This is a genomic window from Wolbachia endosymbiont (group B) of Pilophorus perplexus (assembly GCF_964028155.1).
Taxonomy (GTDB): Bacteria; Pseudomonadota; Alphaproteobacteria; order Rickettsiales; family Anaplasmataceae; genus Wolbachia.
Map to the genome: position 1 here is coordinate 1,278,526 of NZ_OZ034754.1, position 16,170 is coordinate 1,294,695.

General features: G+C 34.0%; 16 protein-coding genes. 2 read left to right on the forward strand and 14 right to left on the reverse strand.

Annotation, left to right across the window (positions count from 1 at the left end; translation table 11 throughout):
- The 12 genes from ABWU28_RS06250 to ABWU28_RS06305 all read right to left on the reverse strand — a co-directional run bounded on the left by ABWU28_RS06250 (position 1) and on the right by ABWU28_RS06305 (position 12,531).
- On the reverse strand, positions 1-591 hold the full coding sequence (locus tag ABWU28_RS06250; protein WP_064085749.1) for a murein hydrolase activator EnvC family protein: 591 nt from the start codon (positions 589-591) through the stop codon (positions 1-3).
- Positions 592-643: 52 nt separating this feature from the next.
- Positions 644-970 carry a MerR family transcriptional regulator gene (locus ABWU28_RS06255; RefSeq protein ID WP_012481900.1) on the reverse strand — a complete coding sequence of 109 codons (327 nt, stop codon included), beginning with the start codon at positions 968-970 and terminating at the stop codon, positions 644-646.
- The gene (locus ABWU28_RS06260) at positions 967-1,266 is read right to left on the reverse strand and encodes an integration host factor subunit alpha (RefSeq protein ID WP_007302154.1); all 300 of its coding nucleotides are present in this window, start codon (positions 1,264-1,266) and stop codon (positions 967-969) included. The genes ABWU28_RS06255 and ABWU28_RS06260 overlap by 4 nt, the downstream gene beginning before the upstream one ends.
- A 38-nt stretch (positions 1,267-1,304) precedes the next feature.
- The gene (locus tag ABWU28_RS06265) at positions 1,305-2,501 is read right to left on the reverse strand and encodes an MFS transporter (protein WP_254229426.1); all 1,197 of its coding nucleotides are present in this window, start codon (positions 2,499-2,501) and stop codon (positions 1,305-1,307) included.
- 306 nt (positions 2,502-2,807) lie between these two features.
- On the reverse strand, positions 2,808-4,742 hold the full coding sequence (uvrB, locus tag ABWU28_RS06270) for an excinuclease ABC subunit UvrB (RefSeq protein ID WP_007302152.1): 1,935 nt from the start codon (positions 4,740-4,742) through the stop codon (positions 2,808-2,810).
- A gap of 85 nt (positions 4,743-4,827) precedes the next feature.
- Positions 4,828-5,589, reverse strand: coding sequence for a cytochrome c1 (locus tag ABWU28_RS06275; protein ID WP_052264708.1), 762 nt, complete (start codon positions 5,587-5,589; stop codon positions 4,828-4,830).
- Entirely contained in the window at positions 5,589-6,815 is a 1,227-nt protein-coding gene (locus ABWU28_RS06280) for a cytochrome b (RefSeq protein ID WP_353275155.1), read from the reverse strand. The genes ABWU28_RS06275 and ABWU28_RS06280 overlap by 1 nt, the downstream gene beginning before the upstream one ends.
- Before the next feature lie 122 nt (positions 6,816-6,937).
- The gene (locus ABWU28_RS06285; RefSeq protein WP_353275156.1) at positions 6,938-8,119 is read right to left on the reverse strand and encodes an ankyrin repeat domain-containing protein; all 1,182 of its coding nucleotides are present in this window, start codon (positions 8,117-8,119) and stop codon (positions 6,938-6,940) included.
- Positions 8,120-8,376: 257 nt separating this feature from the next.
- On the reverse strand, positions 8,377-9,546 hold the full coding sequence (locus ABWU28_RS06290) for an ankyrin repeat domain-containing protein (protein WP_214303204.1): 1,170 nt from the start codon (positions 9,544-9,546) through the stop codon (positions 8,377-8,379).
- A 257-nt stretch (positions 9,547-9,803) separates the two neighbouring features.
- Positions 9,804-10,859 (reverse strand): ankyrin repeat domain-containing protein, encoded by a 1,056-nt coding sequence (locus tag ABWU28_RS06295; RefSeq protein ID WP_052264827.1) that lies wholly within the window; start codon positions 10,857-10,859, stop codon positions 9,804-9,806.
- 247 nt (positions 10,860-11,106) lie between these two features.
- Positions 11,107-12,189: an ankyrin repeat domain-containing protein gene (locus tag ABWU28_RS06300; protein ID WP_353275157.1), complete on the reverse strand. Its 1,083-nt coding sequence runs from the start codon at positions 12,187-12,189 to the stop codon at positions 11,107-11,109.
- 90 nt (positions 12,190-12,279) lie between these two features.
- A complete protein-coding gene (locus tag ABWU28_RS06305; protein WP_230440382.1) occupies positions 12,280-12,531 on the reverse strand; it encodes a J domain-containing protein in 252 nt (83 codons plus the stop codon).
- Positions 12,532-12,700: 169 nt separating this feature from the next.
- Here ABWU28_RS06305 and ABWU28_RS06310 point away from each other — a divergent pair, with 169 nt between their 5' ends.
- Complete coding sequence (locus ABWU28_RS06310) at positions 12,701-13,273, forward strand: NifU family protein (protein ID WP_006015115.1); 573 nt, start codon at positions 12,701-12,703, stop codon at positions 13,271-13,273.
- On the forward strand, positions 13,270-14,493 hold the full coding sequence (gene hisS, locus ABWU28_RS06315) for a histidine--tRNA ligase (RefSeq protein ID WP_007302144.1): 1,224 nt from the start codon (positions 13,270-13,272) through the stop codon (positions 14,491-14,493). The genes ABWU28_RS06310 and hisS overlap by 4 nt, the downstream gene beginning before the upstream one ends.
- Here hisS and surE read toward each other — a convergent pair.
- On the reverse strand, positions 14,490-15,260 hold the full coding sequence (surE, locus tag ABWU28_RS06320) for a 5'/3'-nucleotidase SurE (RefSeq protein WP_213863802.1): 771 nt from the start codon (positions 15,258-15,260) through the stop codon (positions 14,490-14,492). The genes hisS and surE overlap by 4 nt on opposite strands.
- Before the next feature lie 198 nt (positions 15,261-15,458).
- Positions 15,459-16,169 carry a hypothetical protein gene (locus ABWU28_RS06325; protein WP_353275158.1) on the reverse strand — a complete coding sequence of 237 codons (711 nt, stop codon included), beginning with the start codon at positions 16,167-16,169 and terminating at the stop codon, positions 15,459-15,461.
- Position 16,170: the final 1 nt, after the last annotated feature.

Consider the following 16,170-nt stretch of genomic DNA (forward strand, 5'->3'; position numbering starts at 1 on the left):
TCAATCACAGTTTATATGTACTAAAGGATCGACTGCTTGACCATTATGCCTTATTGTGAAACACATCTGCGGATCTTTATCTTGTGTGCTTGATTTACCTGCAGATCCAATTACTTGACCTTGTTTTACTTTATCACCAATTTCAACTTGTATGTTTTTTAAATAGGAGTACATAGTCATGTAATTATCTTTATGTTCCACTATAATTAAATTTCCGTACCACCTCAGGCCTTTGCCTACGTATATTACTTTGCCAGGTGCAGAAGCAATAACCTTTGTTCCACTTTGAGCAGTAATTTTTATGCCATCTTGACATATTTTATCAGAAGAGGTAACTGCACCTTTAACCGGTATTACAAATTTACACATGCTTTGTGCATTATTGTTATATACCTTATCTACAAAGGCTTTTCTACTTTCTTTTCGCAGCGAAGAATCAACATTTTCTTTAATCAAATGATACTCCCTTGTGTACTCTAGGTCTCTTTTCCCATAAAATTCTTCGCCTTTAAGTAGTACAGGTGCAGGTTTTTGCAGGCCACAGCTTATCATTATTGCTGATAATATAAAGAACAAGGCTATACGACACATACACTTATCTCTAGATATATCAACTTTCACAAAACTTTATAGTGTTTTTCGTCTATTTATTACTTTCTTCATTTATTTTATCAGTCAAATAGTCTCTTAAATCGGTAAGTTCTTTCAACAAATTTCTTGAATAATGATCAATTCTTACATCGTTACCAAATTCCTTTTGTACTCCTTTTATTGTATATCCTTTGTCATATAGCATATATTTTATTTTCTTTATTGCCTCTATACACTTATGATCATATAGTCTTCTTCCCTTCCGTTTTATGGGTTTAATTTGATGGAATTGACTTTCCCAGAATCTTAAAACATGCTGCTCCAAATGTAGTTCTTCAGCTACTTCTCCAATTGTGTAAAATAATTTTTCCTTATTCATCGGTTGTTTATTAATTTCTTCATCATTTTTGAAGGTCTAAAAGAAATTGATTTTCTCGCTTTAATTACTACCCTTTCCGATGTCTTTGGTATATTTCCTGGTCTTTCTTTCTTGTTTTTAACCAAAAATGTTCCAAATGAAGATATTTTTACTATTCCATCCTTTGCTAAGCTCGTTTTTATCTCATCCAATATGTCATCTATTATTGCAATAGAGTCTTCTTTCGATAATCCAATTTCCTGGTTTATACATTCAGCTATTGTTGCCTTAGTTACTGTTGTGTCTTTTGTTGTCATAATTTATTACAGTATGTTAATATAATATAACAATCGACTCAAGATTCAGCTACTTTATTTTTATAGTATGTTTCTTTTGTAGCATAATTAAAAATACTAGCAAATGTTAACATTGCAAATATTGTGAAAAGCGCCATTTGATGATCTGAAAAAAGTGCTAAAATTGACACTAAAATTCCACTCATAACAAACATAAATCCATTGATAATGGATGATGATGTGCTAATATACTTCTGCTCAACAATCTCACTACCAACAGTAAAATTAAGCATATGTCCTCCTGCAAAAAAACCAAACATTAACATACAAAAGTATATAATATGAACTGTTAAATTACCGCATAGTAAAATAATAGCTGAAATACTTTGCAATGTGGCAAAAGCAGAGATTACGTGCCTTCTATTTTTAAATAGATTTGAGATTAGATCTGCAATTGGAGCACCAACTGCAAGACCAAGCCACAATATTGCAGTTGCCACACCTAACTCCATTGTATTGAGTTCTAAGTTGCTTAGTAACCTTGGTGCCCACAGCATATTAAGCGCTAAAAATGTTCCAAAAGTAATAGCACCCACTATTGAGGTTATCCAGATATCTCTTAATTTTAGCACTGTTAGTACAGAACATATTACTGTTTTTATAGAGCTCTTTATTGTGTATTCCCCCAAATTTTTTTTTGAAAGTCCTTTCGGATAAAAAAACATAAGTACGAATATCGATACGCCAAATAATATTACGCATACAATAAGATTTTTCCAATCTGCACCTTCGGCAAGCAAGCTAGAGAAGCACATTTGAATCATCAAAGCAGAAAGACTTGAAATTGTCTGCACTAGTGAGAACATCAGTCCAAATTGAGTAAGGGGAAAATATGTGCTACTTACATGAGCAGCGCCAACAAAACCAAACGATGCTCCAATTGCGATCAAAAATTGAGATAAAATTAAATGGGCAAAATTGTCACTCTTGATAAGGACAAAAAAACCAAAGAGCATGATTGACAATGAGAAAAAATAAATTTTTTTGCTGGAAAAAACATTAAACATTGCCCCACTAAAAAATTGTGAGATAGCAAAAGTCCAAGTATATGCTGAATTAGCTAGTGCAACTTGCGCAATCGTGAGCCCAAGTTCTTTTTCAAGATTCACGCTTATAAAGGTGTAGATTATCTGCATATTGCTGAATACAACAATCAAGTTACTGATTAGCCAAATGAACCAAGCTTTATTTTCCATAAGATTTTTTATAAATAGTCCATTGATAATAAACCTCTTTTAGGCTCTGATTATTGTTAAAACAGTTGCAATTATAGTATGATATAAAAGCTATGAAACAACAAATTTGTTGTGAGATTTAATTTGTTAGAGTCTGTACATAATCTCAAGAAAGAAATAAGTTCAACAATCATTACCTATAAGATAAAAGGTGAAAATTTGAAATTATCATGAACTGGCTCATTTTTCTGCCACTTAGATGATGTTTTTTCAAATTGTTGATAAATCAAAGTCAGTTTAGCTATTAATTATTCATCTTTTTTCTAATTATGCAGTGGATCTATTATTAAACCTTTCAATAATACTTTTTATTTTTGCTGCCTCTTCAAACTCTAAATTTTCAGCATGCTTCAACATTTGCTTTTTCAAACTATTTAGATCATCCTTGCTAAAATTCTCAATCACCACTTTTTCCTGTAAAGTATTTGATATAGGCTTTATTATAGTTTTTGGTACAATATTATGCAGTGTATTATGCTCTGTCTGTTTCTTTCTTCTCCTTTCAGTTTCTTTCAGTGCACGATCCATAGAATTAGTAATTTTGTCTGCATATAAAATTACTCTGCCTTCAACATTTCGTGCAGCACGACCTATCGTTTGAATGAGCGAAGTCTCTGATCGTAAAAACCCTTCTTTGTCAGCATCTAAAATTGCAACCAATCCACACTCGGGAATATCAAGACCTTCCCGCAACAAGTTAACGCCAACAAGAACATCTATTTCTTTAGATCTTAATTTGCATATAATTTCAATTCTTTCCAGTGCACCAATATCTGAATGTAGGTAAGTTACTTTCATACTGAGCTCACTCATATGCTCAGCTAGCTTTTCAGCCATTTTTTTTGTCAATGTGGTAATTAGAATACAAAATCCTTTTTTTATTGTTACTTGCGCCTCGTGAATCACATCATCAACCTGACTCTCTGTTGGTTTTATGGTGCAGATGGGATCTGTCAGTCCTGTTGGGCGGATAACTTGCTCTATAAATGCGTGATTAGTCTTTTCTAATTCATATTTTCCTGGAGTAGCCGAAACGTAAATAGTCTGTGGCCGTATTGCCTCCCACTCTTCCAATTTTAATGGACGGTTATCAAAAGCAGAAGGTAGCCTAAAACCATAATCTATCAATTTCTTTTTACGTGCTTCATTACCGCTATACATTGCACCTATCTGGGGAACGGTTACATGGCTTTCATCAACAAATAAAATTACATCTTTAGGTAAATACTCAAACAATGTAGGCGGTGGATCTCCGGCTTTCATTCCGTAAAGATAACGCGAATAATTTTCAATACCTTTACACACTCCCGTTGCCATCATCATTTCAATATCAAAATTAGTACGCTGCTCAAGGCGTTTTGCTTCAACAATTTTGTTCTGTGAATAGTAATAATCCAGGCGTTCATGTAGTTCTTTTTTAATCAATTGAACTGCTTGCAAAAGAGTCTCACGTGATGTAGTGTAATAGCTATTTGGAAAAATGGTGACTGTATCTATGCATCTGATAATATTGCTGTTCATGGCATCAATCTCAGAAATTTCCTCTATTTCATCACCAAACAATGATAAACGCCAAGCTTTATTTTCATAATAGGCAGGAAATATATCAATAATATCGCCGCGCACTCTGAAATATCCTCGCTCAAATCTGACATCAGAACGTTTATATTGGAGATTAACTAAATTATTCAGAAAGTCATTAACATGAATCTTATCTCCAGCACTTAAAGTCAAGGTCATGCTGAGATAGCTCTCAGGCGAACCAAGACCATATATACAAGAAACACTCGCAACTACAATCGTGTCCCTACGCTCCAAAAGAGAGCATATAGCAGAATAGCGTAGCATATCAATTCTTTCATTTATTAAAGAGTCTTTTTCAATATAAGTGTCTGTTTGTGGTGAATAAGCCTCAGGCTGATAATAATCATAATAAGAAATGAAGTATCCAACAGCATTGTGAGGAAAAAATCCTCTCATCTCCTCGTAAAGCTGCGCCGCTAAAGTTTTATTATGTGCCATAATTAACGCAGGCCTGTTTGTTCTTGCAATAACATTTGCCATAGTAAAAGTTTTTCCAGAGCCAGTTACTCCAAGTAAAACCTGATCTCTTTTATTACTATTTAACCCTGCAACTAAGTTGTCTATTGCCTGTGGTTGATCTCCAGCTGGCTGAAAATGTGTAACTATTTGAAATTCCATACCTTTATATTTTCATAATGTATTTATTACTATACAATACATTTGCTAGTGTAAATAAGGTATGAAAGAATGAACATAAAAAACTCTATTTTTTCTTTTTATAGAGCCTGCTCCAAATCCTGTTGTTGGTTAATACAAAAAACACCGTCAAAATTATAAAATATGTCACTATTTTTAGCCCAAGTTTATGTCGGCGCTCCAGTTCTGGCTCTGCTGCCCATTGTAAGAAATTTACCACATCATATGCCATATTTTCAACTGTGGCTTGCCTTGTACCATCATATTCTACCATTCCTTCAGAGAGTGGTGGTGCCATAGCTAACCTGCCTGTTGAAAAATATGGATTAAAATATAAACCGTTCTCATCATGTTCACCGTTTTGATAACCAATTAGTAGTGAATAGACATAATTTGCACCATCATGTCTTGCTTTGACAATTAATGATAAGTCCGGTGGAATTGCTCCATTGTTGCTTGCTGCAGCTGCTTCTTTTGTATCAAAAGGTGCAATAAAATAATCCGAAGACACTCCCGGCCTATCAAACATTTCACCCAAATCATTCGGACCATCTTTAACTTGGTAAGAGGCTGCAATTTGTTTTACATCCTCTTCAGAAAAACCAACATCTTGCAAATTACGAAACGCTATTCTATTCATTGAATGGCAAGCAGCACAGACTTCCTTGTATACTTTATAGCCACGCTGAATTGACTCTCTATCGAAAGATCCAGTAATTCCATCAAAACTCCAGTCGATTTTCTTATTTGGTAAAGGTTTAAACTCCTCTGCAGACAAAGAATTAGCGAAAAATAATACACAAAACACAGCAACTTTAACCAATAGCATCACTTCATCTCCGGCACGGAATCGCTTATTGTTTTTGGTAATTTTTTTGGTTTCTCATACTTACTAAGTAAAGGTAAAATTATCACAAAATATGAAAAATAATAAAGAGTTGAGAGCCTACTTAAAGTAATGTAAGGCTCCTTAACTTCTTGTCCCCCAAGCCAGGCAAGAAATGCAAAATTTATTGCAAAAACCCAAAAAAATTTCTTAAATAATGGACGGTAGGAACCACTTTTAACCTTTGATTTATCAAGCCAAGGCAAAAGAAACCACACTAAAATAGATCCAAACATGGTAAGTACACCAATAAGTTTATTTGGAATTGAACGCAGCATCGCATAAAAAGGTAAGAAATACCACTCTGGCACTATATGTACTGGAGTTACCATAGGATCAGCCTCTATATAATTATCAGGATGCCCAAGATAATTAGGGGCATAAAAAACAAATGCAAATAAAATTATAAAAAATAAACCAAAAGTTATGCAGTCCTTTGCTATATAGTAAGGATAAAAAGGAATGGTATCCTTATCTGACCTGACTTCTATTCCACTTGGATTATTAGAGCCAAACCTATGCAGAGCAACAACATGCAACATAGCTAAAGCGATAATAATGAAAGGCATAAGATAATGCAGCGCAAAAAAACGATTGAGCGTTGGATTATCAACAGAGAAACTTCCCCATAGCCATATAACTATTTTATCACCAATTAAAGGTATAGCCGAGAATAAATTAGTTATAACTGTTGCACCCCAAAAACTCATTTGTCCCCATGGAAGAACATATCCCATAAAGGCAGTTGCCATCATTGCAAAAAATATAAATATGCCAATAAACCATACCATTTCTCGCGGTCTCTTATAAGATCCGTAATATAATCCACGCATGATATGAACATAGACCACCATAAAGAAGAGCGACGCCCCAACAGCATGAGTATAACGTATTAGCCATCCATAACTTACGTCACGCATTATACGCTCCACACTATTAAATGCATGATCAACATGCGGAGTGTAGTGCATGGCAAGAAATATACCTGTTATTATTTGTAAAATCAGCGCTATACCAGCTAAAGAACCAAAATTCCAAGCATAATTTAAATTTTTTGGTACTTGATAAGAAGCAGTATGTTTTAGAAAAGAAAATATAGGCAGTCTATACTCTATCCAACCTAATATACCTTTTTCTTCTATTATTTTTTTTTTGCTATCATCTTCCATAACTTAAAGCTTTGTCATCTTAACTCATTGTATTGTAACAATTTAACGCTAATAAACAATAAAAAGTTTAAGTTTAAAGAGTAGATTTCACAAAAACAAGCACTCAAATTTGAGTGCTTGTTTTAAAGGGATTTTTGATGACATACACCTTTAGATATTGTTGAATTGCTTAATAAACTTCGAGGACATTGATCAAGTTTTTCAAACTCACTAATTACCATCTTGATATCCCTTTCTATAGCACTAACCTTTCTTTCTCTAATTTGCTCCAATGTCAAAAGTGAATCATCCAATGGTCTTGAATATTTCCTCCCGATAAACTTTCTGATTACCACGTCAGCTAGCAGAGCTGTTCCATTAAAATCAACTTGCGAAAAATCAATTGGGCTTCCAGTCAAATGTGCAACAGATTGCTGTGCGGGAGGTAAAGCAGGGGCACTCTGAAATAAGCTACTGAGTGCAGCAGTTGTTGAAGTTCCCATCCAACTAAATACACTATTAATAAAAGAAGAAGGTCTTACTGCACTACTTGGTGCAAGAGTAGTATCACCTGGGTTTACATTGGCACTCTCTGCTTCTGCAACAATCTCTTTTATCGTTTTACCGGGATAAAATAACTTAACATAATCTGATGGTGTCTCGTTCCTTATATCCTTAACATTATCAATATCAGCACCACTATCGTATAACAGCTTCATTATTTTTGGACGTTTTAAACTAATAGCCAAATATATAGGTGTGTGCCCCCGTCTGTTTTGAACATTGACGTCAGCATGATATTCAATAAGAAGCTCTACTATTTTTTGGTAATCTTTCTGAATGGCAATATGTAGACACGAATCTTGTGAAGAATCATTAAAATCAAATTTGCCATCTGGACTAGCACCATGTTTAAGTAGGACCTCTACTTTTTCCGAACTATTTTTATCTATAGCCCAGCCTATAAGAGTACGTTTTTCACCAGCATATGAAAAATAACCACTAATGCTAGCCTTTTTATCGATTAGAAGCTCTATCATTTTTTTGGTGCCCTTTGTAACAGCATAGTATATAGGAGGCACACGAAAAAAGTCCTCAATATTAACATCTGCACCATTCTCAATTAAAAACCTCATCATTTCTAAATCTTGTTTACTAACAGCAATCGATAAAGGTGAGTTACCATTTCTATCTTTAGAGTTAATAACATTAGTAGTATGTGTCTTTCCTTCTCTAATATACTCCTCAGCTTTTTGAAAATCACGTTCCTTTACTGCAGAACGTAACCCATCTCTCCATTTTTCAACTTCTGTTTTTGTAACCATAACCCTCCTAAAGGATAAAATTTTTGCCCTTATACCACATAATTTGGGCATATGCTAGTGAAATTTATATGTAAAATTAAAAAAAATTTACAACGTAAGAGATTGTTATTTGATCACGTGCTACATTTAGTTTTTGTACAAAACACCATAAGCCTCCTTAGTTTGCTTAAATTGCTTAGCAGCTTATTCTCAACATATAAGAGCTTTAACTTAAAGAGGATTATACGAAAATAAGCACTCAAGCTTGAGTGCTTATTTTAACTGATTAAAAGGGACTTTTGATGTATACCTTTAGATATCGTTAAATTGCTTAATGAACTTTCAGGACATTGATAAAGTTTTTTAAACTTACTAAGTGCTGTCTCGAAGTTTTTTTCTATAGTGTTAAGCTTTCTTTCTCTAATTTCTTCTATTGTGAGAAGTGAATTGTCCAGTGTCCTTGAATATTTTTTTCCTGTGAACTTACTCATTGCTGCAGCAGTTAGTAGAATTATTCCATTACAATCAACTTGTGAAGAACTAATTGGGCTACGATCTAAGTGGTCAACAGATTGCTGTGCAGGAAGTAAAGTAGGAGCACTGCTGAATAAGCCATTGAGTGTGGCAGTGGTTACCCAACTAAATATACTATTAATAGAAGAAGAAGGTTTTACTGCACCGCTTGTGATGCTGCTAGCTTCTTTAAAATCTGCTCTGGTAGGAGTGGAGGAAGAGTTCACTGTGCTACTTGCCAAGTTTTTGGTATTACTAACTTCCAATTCTATCTTAATTGCTTTGGTAGGGGATAATTGAAGACTCGCTGCACTACTTACAAAATCTGTGCTGTCGTTAGCGTCTTTAATACCTGCTTTTATAGAAGTTAATTTTGCTTCACAGTCAGCTTCAGTAGAACTGCTCAATACAGATTCTATTTTTTGAATTTCACTACTACTACATTCATCTTTTCTAGCATTTCCAACAACATCTAATGCTGTTTTGCCATACTGACTTTGAATACTAGCATCAGCACCCTTGCAGAGTAGGAGTTTTACCATATTTAAATGACAGTGGTCAGATGCTAAGTACAGAGGTGTAAAGCCTTTATAATTTGTAGCATTGATGTTAGCATCACGATCAAGTAAAAACTTTGCTATTTCTAGTTTATCATGTCTAGCAGCAATGTGCAAGGGAGTACTCAAATATCGATTACTAATAGTAGTATTAACATCAGCACCGCTGTTACATAAAAACTCTAATATCTTTAAATTACCCAAGAGAGTAGCATGATGTATAGGTTTCATATAGTATCTTTCATAATTCAAAACTTCATTTTTTATTTGTTCATACTCTATCTCTTTAATACATTCTTTAACTTTCTGAAAATCACCTCTGCTTATAGCAGAAACTAATTTTCTTCCTAAAATCTCAATTATTTTTTGTTTTTCCATCAAATACCTCCTAAAAGAGAATCTCCCGGGTTTATATCATGCAACTTAATATGTGCAAGCAAAATTTACAGAGAAAAATTTCAATAGTTAAAAATTAGGTCTTCAGCAACCTACCACGTTAACTTTTGTACAAAATATGCTGAGCTTCATTATTCAAATTTTTTTGCTCTTAATAAGAAGCAATCTGCTTTAGAAAAGGAAATAAGGGATAAGTTTTGTAAATAAGCACTCGAATTAGAGTGCTTAGTTTAACTGATTTAGAGGTGCTTTTGATGATGCACGCCTTTAGATATTGTGAAGTTGCTCAGTGAGCTTTCAGGATACTGATGAAGCTTGTCACACTTGCTAAGTGCCATCTTGACATCTCTTTCTAGAGAATTAAGTTTTCTTTCTTTAACCTGTCTTATCGTTAAAAGTGAATCATCCAGTGGCATTGAATATCTTTTCCCTGTGAACTTACTTATTGCTACAGCAGTTAGCAGAATTATTCCATTACAATCAACTTGTGAAGAACCAATTGAGCTTCCAGTTGAATGTGCAATAGATTGCTGTGCAGGAGGTAAAGCAGGGGTACTTTGAAATAGGCTACTGAGTACAGCAGTAATTGAAGTTCTCACATAACTAAACATACTATTAATAAAAGAAGAAGGTTTTACTGCGCTGCTTAACGCATTTGTACTATTATCATGATAGCTAAAGTAATTCCTAGCTTCTATTACCTTAGGATTTGCTCTAGAAGCTAATGTCTGACAATTAACTTCTTTATCAGCACATTTTAATGTAGATATTATTTTTTGCCTTGTATTACTAGTACATATAGATTTTGGATCATCTCCAACAACATCTAGTGGTATTCTACCACCCGCATCTCTTATATAAATATTAGCATCATGCTTGATAAGAAGTTCCACCATTGCCACTTGGCAATGGAAAGACGCTAAGTGCAAAGGCACCTTACCCGTTATATCTTGCAAATTGATCTTAGCATAACGACTAAGTAGAAGCTGTCCTGCATCTTCTCTGCCATATTCAGCAGCAACGTGCAATGCAACTCTCAAGCTTTCACTACTAGCAGCATTAACATTGGCGCCGTTATTAACCAAAAACCTCAATATCTTTAAGCTATTTTCTTTCACAGCAAAACTTATAGGTTTCATACCGTATTTTTCACCAATAAAAATCTGCTTTCTTAGGTTCATGTACACTGCACTTCTGATACATATGTTAGCTTTTAGAAGACTATGCTCTTTTATGGCAATAAATAACTCATTTACAAAGTTCTCAGTTTTTATCCGTTTTTGCATCCCTTGCATCAAATATCTCCTAAAAGACAACGTTCCCGATTTTGTATCACACAATTTGATATATACAAGCAAAATTTACAGAGAAAAATTTCAATAGTTAAAAATTAGGTCTTCAGCAATCTATCACGTAACTTTTTTGCAAAATATTTTAAGCCCCTAATTCATAATTTTTATTACTTGATAATAAGCAATCTGCTTTAGAAGAGGAAATAAGGGATAAGTTTTGTAAATAAGCACTCGAATTAGAGAGCTTATTTTAACTGATTTGAAGGGACTTTTGATGCATACTTTTAGATATCGTTAAATTGCTTAATGAACTTTCAGGACATTGATAAAGTTTTTCACAACTACTAATTGCCGTCTCGAGTTTTTTTTCTATAATATCAAGTTTTGTCAGAGGTGGATTGTCCAGTAGTCTTGAATACTTTTTCCCTGTGAACTTTTTGACCACTACATCAACTAGTAGAGCTGTTGCATTAAAATCAACTTGTGAAGAACCAATTGGGCTACCAGCTAAGTGATCAACAAATTGCTGTGCAGGAAGTAAAGTAGGAGCACTGCTGAATAAGCCATTGAGTGTGGCAGTGGTTACCCAACTAAATATACTATTAATAAAAGAAAAAGGTTTTACTGCACTGCTTGGTGCAGGATTTGGAGTATCACCAGCTTCCAATCCTATCTTAGTATTTGCCCTGGTGGAGGTTGAGAAAGGGTTTGCTATACTACTTGCTGCATCTGGAGTATCACCAGCTTCTAACTCTAATTTAGTATTTATTCTAGCAGAAAGTAATAGTTCTGTACAATTATTTTTATGAAATTTTAACACAGCTAAGAATATTTTTTCTATGTCACAGCCATCACTGCAAAGACTTTCATAACCAGGGATAACCTCAAATGCCGTTTTGCCATTTGCATTTTTAATATTAATAGTGTTATTATTGAGCAGAAGATTCGCGATATCTAATCGACAATAAAAAAAGGCTAAGTGTAAAGCTGTAAAACCTTGCATTACTTGGGAAGTGGTACTACTAGTACAATGATATATCATTTCTTTTATTTCTGCTTTTCTATTCATGGCAGTAACGTACGAGTAAGGAACAAGACATCCATCACTAACAGCATTAATATTAGCATTATTTTTAAGCAAAAACCGCACTATCTCTAAGCTACCTCTATAAACAGCAAGATGTATAGGTGCCATACCATCTTTTTTACCATTAATAATCTCTTTTTCTTTATTTATATATCTTGCCTTTTTAACATATCTTTTAACTTTATTAATATTAAGCTCATCTATAGCCGCAAATAAATTCTTTCTCAATCTCTCAAGTTTTTTCATCAAATACCTCCTAAAGAATAATGTTTCCGGTTTTATATCATGCAACTTAATATGTACAAGCAAAATTTACAGAGAAAACAATAGTTAAAATTAGGTCTTCATCAACCTATCACGTGCTGCGTTTAACTTTTGTGCAAAATATTCCGAGCCTCCCTTGTCTGGATGGACCAGTTTCATTAAATTTTGGTATGCCTTATTGATTTCATTTTGGCTTGCCTCGGAATTCAGCCCCAGTATTTTTAATGCTTCATCTTTGGACATATTATCACCAGTGTAATTTTTGGTGTAACTTTTACTGCTGTTAAATTCGTTCAAAAACTTACTTAATATAGAGTGCATCATAAAACTTATGTTATTTCTCTTTGCCAAAAAGAGAAAAAATACAACAACGCTAGGTAAAACAAACGTGATTATTGTGAATATCAAAAAAAGGAAGAAGATGAATGACATGTATATTTTTTTATCATTTTATGATTAAATAGTAACAATTATAATTGTCATGGTAAATAACATGTTTATCCAGATTGAAGAAACACCAAACCCAAACACGCTGAAATTTCTTCCTGGTTTTGAAATTCTGAGCGAAGGAGAAACAGCTGATTTTTCAAATGCAGATGAAATAAAGAACTCCAAACTAGCAGTAAATCTTTTTCAAATAGAACATGTTGTAAGAGTATTTTTTGGTCATGATTTTATTTCGGTAACAAAATCAGATAGAATGAATTGGGATATAGTAAAGGTGGAAATTTTAACTACAATTATGGATCACTTTACTTCTGGTGGAAAAGCATTTGATAAAGAAGGAGTAAGTGATAATAAAATGCTAGAGGAAGAATTCTTTAATGAAAATGATATAGAAATTGTAAATAGAATAAAAGAATTGATGGAAAGTTATATTAAACCTGCAGTTGCTCAAGATGGTGGTGATATCAAGTTCCGTGGCTATAAAGACGGAATAGTTTACGTTGAACTGCAAGGAGCTTGCTCTGGGTGCCCAAGTGCTGCAATTACCTTAAAACAAGGAGTGCAGAATATGCTAAGCTATCACATACCAGAAGTTTCAGGTATAGAGACTATGCTATGACTAATCAAACAGTTAGAGGAACAAAAGATCTCCTGTTTGATGAATGGTACAAGTTTAAACACATAGAGCAAACAGCAAGCAGAATCTCAAGTTTATACGGCTTTTTACCTGTTCAAACTCCGATATTTGAATACACAGAAGTCTTTACAAAGACTTTAGGTGATAGCTCAGATATTATCACTAAAGAGATGTATACTTTTATTGATAAAGGGGGAAAGAGCATAACTCTGCGTCCTGAGTTCACTGCAGCTATTGTTAGGTTACTCATTGAAAAAAAACTACAAGCGCCGATAAAATTATTTTCAATAGGGCCTGCATTTCGCTATGAAAGACCGCAAAAGGGAAGACAAAGGCAATTTCATCAGATAAATTTTGAGGTTTTTGGCATAGAAGATCCAAAAGCTGATATTGAATTGATATCACTCGCTCAGCACTTACTAACTGAATTTGGCATCAATAAAAATGTAAAGCTGGAAATCAACTCTCTGGGTGATAGTGAAACAATAACTCAGTATAGAGAAGCTTTGATATCGTATTTAAAAAAGTTTCAAAATGACCTATCAGAAGATAGTCAAAATAGATTGATTAAAAACCCACTCAGAATATTAGACTCTAAGGATAAGACAGATAAAGAAATAATCTCTGACGCACCAAAAATCAGTGATTATTATACAAAAGAATCTTCATATTTCTTTGACCAGGTGTTAAATGGACTGCAAGCTCTTGGCATACCTTACACTGTAAATAGCAAATTAGTTCGAGGTCTAGACTATTATTGTCACACAGTATTTGAATTTGTCACAGAAGATTTAGGTGCACAAGGAGCAGTTTTTGCCGGTGGAAGATACGATAATCTAGTATCTTCAGTAGGTGGAAAACACACTCCAGCAATAGGATTTGCAGGGGGGATTGAGCGTATAATGGAATTAATCAACTATGCTGAAAAAAAAGAGAGGCCTATTTATATAATTCCAATCGGTGGAGAAGCTGAAGAACATGCTCTAACACTTGCAAGTGAATTACGCAGAAATGGTTTATATGTGATTTACGAATATAGTGGAACTCTAAAAACCCGAATGAAAAAAGCAAATCAAGCAAATGCAAAAGTTGTATTAATCTTTGGTGATGAAGAGCTAAGCAGTAAAACTTTAAAAATTAAAAATATGGACACGGGTGAAGAAAAAATGATTGCTCGCGATAAAACCGTAGAAAATATCTAATCAGAAGCAATAGGAGTGTTAGCTATAGAAGAAAATTCCTCTGCACAAGAATTTTTCATAGCATTTAATATATCATAATCTGTAAAATCTAATTTTATCGGTGTAATAGTAATAAAACCTCCTTTTATTTTATCTACACTACCACTGCCTGAGTGTTCCCGAGACCAATTTAAGCTCAAAGAACCATTTAAGTTTTCAGTAAAAGTTAAATCACCATCAATGTTATATTCACCTTGTTCAGCAAATTCGACCCCTTTCACTTTTTCTGTAGCAGGAAAATTTATACTCATCACTATATCTTTAGGCCAACCAACTTTCATTAGCTTGGCAATAACCTTTGGTGCAAAAATCTTTGTATTGTTCCAGTCTATTTTATCATGATAAACTTGGCTCAGCGCAATAGAAGGTATAGATCTTGCAGCACCTTCCATTGCAGCACCGATTGTGCCTGAATAACAAATATCATCGCCGACATTTGATCCAATATTTACTCCAGATAATATTAAGTCTGGTTTTTTATTCATAATTTTATTTAACGCGATAATGACACAATCTGCGGGAGTACCAGACACACTAAACTCCCTTTCACTATGTTGACTTATTTTAATAAATTGCTTTACTGGATAGTCAAGAGACCTTGCAGCTCCACTCCTATCAGTATCTGGTGCCACTATCCATACTTCCGATGCAAAATTGTGTGCAATTTCTTTAAGTAATCTTATTCCTTCACTCTCAAAACCATCATCATTTGTTATCAATATTATCATATATAATACTCACCTATCAAAGTATACTGATGAGGTTTCTTTTCATAACCATAGCAAAGAACCTGCTACGAATCAATAAGGAAAAATTAGAGGGTGACTAGGTTGCCATCGTTTAGTTTGCTGTGAGTTAATCGTAAATACCAATTTTTAGCTTCACACCTAACTCACAATCAAAGTTTAGTAAACTCTAGAGGCGTGCTAAGCAGCAGAAAACCTTGCTATATTTCCCAAAAATGCTTTCACTCTTTCAAGGCAAGTGGATGGTTCTGCAGGTATTGCTACTTCATCTATCTTACCATATATTGCTGCATCTACGACTTCACCTGTTATTAATTCCCTTAGCTTTTGTTTTATCTGTCCTCTACGAATATGTTCTCCATAGTCATTATAAAACTTCACATATAACTCTTTAAATACAAATTCTTTTATAGCACTTCTCATATGAGAAATTCCATCCTTTACTTCATCATTTGCATTGCTCAAATCCACTTCAGAACCTAGCGAATATAAGTCATCAAAATTTTCTTTTAAAATTTTTATTTTAAAGTAGTGCTTATCTACAGATCTCTCAAGAAATCTTTTAGTAGCATTACCGGCCAATTCTCCTATTATCTGAGGCTCTAGTTGAGCTGCAAAATTATTTTCTGCTTCAAGGCCACTTAATGCATAAATGATACGATTAAGCATTCCAGGACCACATTGGCGATTACTTTCCTCAAAACGAACCAGCAATATGGATTTCAACAGCTCTACATCTGCATTTTGCTTTGTTGCTGCAATTAAAACTAGATTTATGGCCTGTGTTAATGTCAGTCCGGTTTTGGAATCTACCCACCTTACCCATTCTCCTTCTCTATAATTATCTACCTTCAAATAAGGCGCTATCAGTTCTTTCTGCTGATTTGTCAAA